Origin of the sequence: Thauera sp. WH-2 (assembly GCF_048321015.1) — a bacterium.
In the GTDB taxonomy this organism is placed as follows: Bacteria; Pseudomonadota; Gammaproteobacteria; order Burkholderiales; family Rhodocyclaceae; genus Thauera.
Genome location: NZ_JBLWFG010000001.1, coordinates 893,227 through 900,404 on the forward strand (window position 1 = coordinate 893,227; position 7,178 = coordinate 900,404).

The 7,178-nt window shown below is 64.1% G+C and carries 4 protein-coding genes; all 4 read right to left on the reverse strand.

Annotated elements, in window-relative coordinates:
- Nucleotides 1–18: 18 nt before the first annotated feature.
- Entirely contained in the window at nucleotides 19–2,823 is a 2,805-nt protein-coding gene (prsT, locus tag ACNKW1_RS04250) for an XrtA/PEP-CTERM system TPR-repeat protein PrsT (RefSeq protein WP_418363332.1), read from the reverse strand.
- The gene (gene prsR, locus ACNKW1_RS04255; RefSeq protein WP_418363333.1) at nucleotides 2,820–4,193 is read right to left on the reverse strand and encodes a PEP-CTERM-box response regulator transcription factor; all 1,374 of its coding nucleotides are present in this window, start codon (nucleotides 4,191–4,193) and stop codon (nucleotides 2,820–2,822) included. The genes prsT and prsR overlap by 4 nt, the downstream gene beginning before the upstream one ends.
- Nucleotides 4,190–6,262: an XrtA/PEP-CTERM system histidine kinase PrsK gene (prsK, locus tag ACNKW1_RS04260; protein WP_418363334.1), complete on the reverse strand. Its 2,073-nt coding sequence runs from the start codon at nucleotides 6,260–6,262 to the stop codon at nucleotides 4,190–4,192. The genes prsR and prsK overlap by 4 nt, the downstream gene beginning before the upstream one ends.
- A gap of 78 nt (nucleotides 6,263–6,340) precedes the next feature.
- A partial coding sequence (locus ACNKW1_RS04265) for a TIGR03013 family XrtA/PEP-CTERM system glycosyltransferase (protein ID WP_418363335.1) occupies nucleotides 6,341–7,178 on the reverse strand: 838 nt, incomplete at its 5' end.

Below are 7,178 nucleotides of genomic sequence, written 5' to 3' on the forward strand. Positions count from 1 at the left end.
TTTGGAGATGCGGTTCGTTCAAAGCGTGCCCTGCACCGCAAGCGCCTCGCGGTGCAGTGAGGTCCCTTCCTTGAGGCGCGGAAGCAGCGCTTCGAGCATTGCGCGCGCCTCATCCTTGCGCCCAGCGATCGCGAGTGCGCGCGCCAGGTTGAGCTGAAGCGGCAGCAGGTCGGGGCCGAGCGTAACCGCTCGCTGCAGGTTCACCAGGCCCTTCTCGATATCGCCGCCTTCCACCTGGATCATGCCCACGGTGTCGAGGATGGCGGGGTTGTCGGGGGCGAGGCGCAAGGCTTGCTCGCCGTACTCGAGCGCCTTCGGGTCCTTCATCTCCTTGGCGGTCCACGCCAGATTGTTCAGGATCAGTGCATTCTGGGGGACCATCTCGTGCATGCGCGAGAGCAGCGTCATCGCATCGGCATGACGCCCCTCTGACAACGCGATTTCCGAAAGGTAGCCACGAACAATCAGATCATCCGGTTGCTTCTCCAGCCACGCAGCGGCTGCGCGATCCGCCTCGGTCCGGCGTTCCGCGCGCAACAGGGCGCCATGCAGGCGCACCGCAGCCGGTCCGCCGCCGTTGGCCTCCAGCGCCTTGCGATACGCCTCCGCGGCTTCGTTCCACTTGCCGCCATTGGCATGGATCTCACCCTCGAGCAGGTAGCCTGCGGGGCGTTCGGCCTGGCGCGACTGCGCCTCGCGCGCGAGCTTGAGCGCGCCATCGCGGTCACCACGCTCGACAAGCAGCGCGATCAGCCGCTGCTGGGCCTCGGTCGCATCCGGCGCGATCGACAGCGCACGACGCAAGGCCTGCTCCGCGGCACTGTTGTCCTTGAGCGAGCGCTGCACATCGGCCAGCATGATGTGCGGCTGGGGTGAACGTGGCAGCAGGCTGCCGAGGCGATTCAGTGCCGAGATTGCCTGCTGGCTGTCACCCGAGGCCAGTTGGGCGCGGGCAAGAATCTCGACCACCCGGGCGTCGTTGCCATGGGCCGCTGCGACCTTCTGCGCAAGTTGCAGCGCACGCGGAAAGTCACCCTGGCCGAGGTGGTGGCGAACGATGGCGAGGTTGGGCGCGACCGCTCCGGGCGACGCGGCCTCGGCGCGCTCGAGCGAGGCGAGCACCTCGGCGGGCTTCGCCCCGGTTGCGCGCTGAATCTCCGCCAGCGTGAGGAGGGCCTCCACGTTCTGGGGGTTCTGGTCGGCAACCGTCTTGATGCGCGCGATCGCCTGTTCGCTCTGCTGTTCGGCGAGGTCGAGACGCGCCAGATTGACGGCGGCGGCAAGGTAGTCCCCCTTGATCGCAAGCGCCTTTTCGAACGCTTCCCGGGCAGCTGGCACATCACGCTTGGCGAGCATCAACCCACCACGAAGATTGTGCACCAGTGGATTGTCGGGCTGCTTGCGTTCGAGTTGCGCCTGCGCCTCGAGCGCCTTGTCTGCTTCGCCGCGGCGCAAATGCCCCATCACGATCGCGAGATCGGCCTGGATCCCGCTTTCGTCCATCTGCGCAGCATTCTCCAGGTCGGCAAAGGCGGCTTCGGCATCGCCGGTCGCCATGCGGGTGATACCGAGCCGTACGCGCGCACGCGGATCTTCGGGCGCGGCCTGGGCGGCGCGGTCGAAGTAGGCCTCCGCACGTTCGAAATCCCCGTTGGCGAGGAACACCTGCCCCGCCAGTCCGAGCTGGCGAGCATCGGGCTCGGCCATCTGCAACAGCGGCTCGAGCAGTTCGAGGGCACGCTGCGCCTCGCCGGTGGCGAGATGCGAAACAATCAGAGACTGCCGCGCGAAGACGTCACGCGGGGCACGTTCGAGCACGCGCCCCAGATGGGTGCGCCCAAGCGCGTGCTCGTTCAGCCGCACGAGTACCGCCCCTGCAAGCAGTTCTGCCGGCAGGTGGTTGGGCGCATCCTTGAGCACTAGCGTCAGGTTGTCTCGTGCTTCGGCAAGCCGGCCATCACGAAAGTCGATCACGGCCTTGATGTAGCGCGTGAGCGGGTGATTGGGCGCCGCCGCCTGCATCGCCTCAAGCGCCTTGCCAGCCTCGTCGGCCTTGCCCGAACGCAGCAGCTGCATTACGTAGGCATTGTGGTAACTGACGTTCTTCGGCGCCAGACGAACCGCCTCACGCATCGCATCCAGCGCCTGGACAGGCTCACCCCGCATCAGCCGGGCGTCTGCGAGGGAGGCATGCGCGATGGCCAGCTCGGGGTGGCGTTCAACACCCAGGCGAGCTTCACGCTCCGCGGCTTCCAGGTCGCCGGAGACGAGATGGACCCGCGTCAGCCCGATCCGCGCCCTGGCATCATTGTCATTGGCCACCAGCGCATCCAAGAACGCCGCGCGCGCCTTCTCGAGGTTGCCCTTGGCGAGGTGGGCATCACCGACCGCCGCAAGGATCGACGCCTGGGCCTGAGCATTGCCGACACGCAGGTCAGCGAACTGTTCGAGCAACTTGTCGAACTCCCCCGCATCCGCCAGTGCCCGGGCAAGCAGCGGCGCGGTTTCGTCCCTGGCGTAACCGAGTTCCTGCGCTCGCTGCAGTTCCTTGACCGCCCCGAGCACATCTCCCTGCTCCAAATGGATTCTGCCAAGCAGGAAGCGCGCCTCGGCAAGGCTTCCATTTTCCTGCAGGGCGTTCTTCAACTGAATGCTCGCCGCAGCAAGATCCTTCTTGTCCAGGTAGGTCTTGGCCGAGGCCAACATCTCGTCGGGACTCTGGCCGCAGCCCGCGAGAAGTAGCGCGGAGAACGCGATCGCAGCAGCGCCGCGGGCACGCCCGGACCAGGCGATCGGGCGCAGTATGGGTTTTCTCGAGCTCACGAACCATTCTCCTTCTTCAGGCCGAAGCGGCCGAGCAGATCGTACAAAGAGGGGCGGCTGACGCCGAGGATCTCGGCAGCCCGCGCAATGTTGCCGTTAGTGCGGGCGATGACCTTGAGCACCGCGGTCCGCTCCGCCTCATCCCGGACATGACGCAGGTTCAGGTGGGACAGATCCTCGTCGGCGGCACCAAGACCGAGATCCACCGCACCGATGCAGTCGCCGTCGGCCATGATCACCGCACGCTTCATGCAGTTTTCAAGCTCACGGACGTTGCCCGGCCATCTGTATGCCTCGATGGCGGAGAGGGCATCCTCACCCAGCACCGGCGGGCGTCGCCCGTTCTCGCGCGCATAGCGCTGCACGAATGCGTGCGCGAGCAGGGCAGCGTCACCGTCACGCGCACGCAGCGGCGGAATCTCGATCACGATCTCCGCCAGACGATAATACAAATCCTCGCGGAAAACCCCCGCCTGGATCTGTGTTTTCAGGTCGCGGTGGGTGGCACAGACGATACGGACATCGACCGGAATCTCATCACGGCCGCCGATGCGCTCGATGACGCGCTCCTGCAGGAAGCGCAGCAACTTGGCCTGCAGCGCCAGGGGTAGATCTCCGATCTCGTCGAGGAAGAGCGTTCCCTTGTGCGCAGTCTCGATCTTGCCCGGAGTCTGCTTTACTGCACCGGTGAAGGCTCCCTTTTCGTAACCGAACAGTTCGCTCTCGAGCAAGGTGTCCGGGATTGCCGCACAGTTGATCGCCACGAAGCGCTCCTGCGAACGCGGCGACAGAGCGTGCAACCCACGGGCAAGGATCTCCTTGCCGGTTCCGCTCTCCCCCAGCAAGGCGACCGTGACCGACGCGGAGGCCAGGCGCTCGATCGTGCGGCAGACCTTGAGCATGCCCGGGTCGCGCGTGAGCAGCCCCGACATCGGGCTACCTGCGAGCGCTGCAAGCCGGGCGTTCTCCATCTGCAGGTCGTGCATGCGGAAGGCGCGATCAATCGTCAGATTCAGCAACTCGGGCTCGAAGGGCTTGGCGAAAAAGTCGTATGCACCCAGCCCGACCGCTCTGACCGCGTTCTCGCGATCATGCTGGCCGGTCAGCACGATGACCTTGGTGTCGGGCGCCAAAGTGAGGATCTCGCGGAGAAGTTTGAAGCCCTCAGTCACGTCGTCCGGGGCTGGGGGTAGTCCCAGATCCATGGTAACCACGGCCGGCTCGTGCTTGCGCAACTGTACAATGGCGCTTTCCCGGTCGTCGGCAACAACCGTATCGCAGGCGTCGAAAGCCCATCGCATCTGCTTTTGCAGCGCCGGATCGTCCTCCACGATCAGGAGCGTGCGCTGCTTGTCGGGCGTCGTATTCACTGTATTCCTGTAATTTCCGAACGTTGACGTTCGCGCTGGACCACCGGCAACTCGATCGTCACCCGCGTACCGCGCCCAGGCTCGCTGTCGTAGCGCAGACTCCCGCCAATTTCCTCAAGGTACTGCCGGGTCTCGAACACGCCGATGCCCATGCCGCTCGCCTTGGTCGTCTCGAATGGGCGCGACAGGCGTTCGCGAATGAACGCACGCGTCATACCGCAGCCGGTATCTTCAACGACCAGACTCGCGCAACCTGGCGTCGCGTGATAAACACTCAATGAAACCTTACCATCCTCGGGCGTTGCGTCGAGTGCATTTTGCACGACATGACCAATGATTCTTTCCAGCCGTTCCGGGTGCGCCGCGACCTCAATGCCATGCGCCTCGTTCAGTGCGAGCTCGACCGCAGGCCGCTGGCTGCGCCGCCGCTCGCATACGGTGCGCAGCAGGGTGCACAGATCGACCGCGCGCGGCGGATCGATCGAGCGCTTCTCCTGCAACTGCGTCATCAATCCGCGCATGCGCGACTCCACATGCGCGACGGTCTCAAGCATGTCCTGCTGGAATTCGGGATTGGCTCGATGGCGCTCGGCGTTGCGCAGCATCAGGGAGAGTTGTGCGACAAGGTTCTTCAGGTCGTGCACGACGAAGGCCGACATGCGGTTGAACGAGTCGAACTTGCGTGCCTCGAGCAGTGCTTCTGCCGAGAGCATGCGATCGAGGTAACCTGCTGCCTGGCGCTGCGCGGTTTTCAGTAGATCCAGCACCTCCCAGTCGATCTCGAACGGGGTGCGTGGCGAACTCAGCACCACGAAGCCGATCAATCCATCCGGCGTCTGCAGCGGAATCACCGCCCAGGCCTCTTCCAAACGGCACAGCCAGCCCGGCAACACCATCCCTTCGTACCGCTCCGGGCGCTCGGCATACTCGCCCAGATCGACCACCCAGCCTCGTTCATCCATGAAGCGGCAGAAAGCCGAATCAGCAGGTTCGAAGGCATCCACATCCGGATGATTGAAACGCGAATGCAGGGCAAACGCACCCCGCCCGTTGGCAAGCCACAGCGCCCCCCCCGGGCTCTCGACAAGATCCGACAGCGCCTTGATGACCGTCTGCCCGAGGTCCAGACTCTTGTCTGCGGACGCCAGCGCCTGCGTGAAGCGCAACCACTCGTTGCGGTAATCGTAGCGATAGGGAAAGAGATGCTTGTTGATCAGCACACGCAGCTTCGCCCGCAGCGCCCCTGAGAACAGCAGCGCACCGAGCAGCACCAATCCGGCAAACAGCAGCGCGAGTTGCAGGGCACGGCCCCAGTCACCGCCAAAATAACGCACGTAGTAGGCTGCGCCAGCGATCACAAGCAGATAGAGGCCTGCTCCCGCGAGCGCGGTGGAGTGAAACACCACCTCTCTGGAGACGGACATGCGCAATGTCCACGAGGGGCTACGCGCACCCGAGAGCGCGATAAGTGGAATCACCAGCGCATGAGCAAGCCCGCGCACAGCCCAGACATCTTCATCGATACGAGAGAAAAGGGCCGCATCCGCAAACAGGTAGAGCTCGAAGGTATAGCCGGCAGCAAGCGCAAGACATAGCGGCTTGATACCCCAGCGCGAGGCGGGGGGCACGTTCCTGTAGAGCTGCTCGACGAGCATCAGGCCAACAATGGCATGACCCAGCCAGGCGGCCAGCAGCGGACGAATCGCCAGGGCAGCACCGCCCAGATAGAGCTCGGCAATGAGCGCGGCGAACTGAATCAGTACCGTCAGCACGGCCAGTTGCGCAGGCCAGCGCAGTCGCCCCCCCCACAAGGGACGGGCGAGCACGATCAGGAAGGCATACCAAGCACCGATCCGTAGCACGTCCGCAACGCTTGCCGCCAGCGAAACGCTCATTCCTGAACCGGTCACACCCAGAGCGGAAAGCCCGCTCCAGAGCGCCGACAGCGTCACCGCCGCAAACAGCACACCGCCCGGCAGCGCCCCACGCCAGGCAAAGAAAATGTATAGCCCGAAAGCCAGATAGGCGACCGCAGCGACTCCGTAACTCCAGGCTGCGACTTCAAGCATTCATCCGCTCCGCCTTAAGCTTGCACACGCACACCCCTGCCTCCGAACCCTGGCACTGCCTCACCGGACACGGCACGCTCAGTGCGCCCCTTCTCCCGTAAGCACCACACGCACAGTTTCGAACAGCACCAGTGTATCGAGAACCAGGGTGTGGTTCTTTACGTAGTAAAGGTCGTACTGCAGCTTCTCCGCTGCATCATCGACCGAAGCCCCGTACTGGTAGCGTACCTGCGCCCACCCCGTTACCCCTGGTTTCACGCAATGACGAACCGCATAGAAGGGAATCTGCTCCGTCAACTGCTCGACAAAGAACGGCCGTTCGGGTCGCGGCCCCACCAGACTCATGTCCCCGCGCAGCACGTTGAACAGCTGCGGCAACTCATCAATGCGCAGCTTGCGGATCACCTTCCCGATCCGCGTTACACGATCATCGTTAGCGCTCGCCCAGCGAGGCTTGCCATCCCTCTCGGCATCTCGGCGCATGCTGCGGAACTTGACCACCCGGAAGACTCGCCCGCCCAGACCGACCCGCTCCTGGGCGTAGAAGATCGGCGCACCGTCTTCGAGCAGGATAAGGACCGCCGTAACGATCATGATCGGCATGAAAACCAGCAGGAGCAGCATGGCCACCACAAGATCGAAGCACCTCTTCACGAAAGTGCGCAACCACCCCTGGCGGAACCCGTCTCCATAGATCAGCCAGCTTGCACGCAGGGAGTCGAGGCGAATCTGCCCCTGGACGCATTCGAAGAACGACGAAAGATCCCGAATCCGCAACCCGGCAAGCTTGCAGTCGAGAAGCTCGCGCAGTGACAGCACGCCCCCCCGCCGTTCCCGAACCGCAACGATGACTTCGTCCACCCGCAGCTTTCTGGCGACGTCCATCAAGTTGCCGGGAGGAAGCATCAGCCTGGGT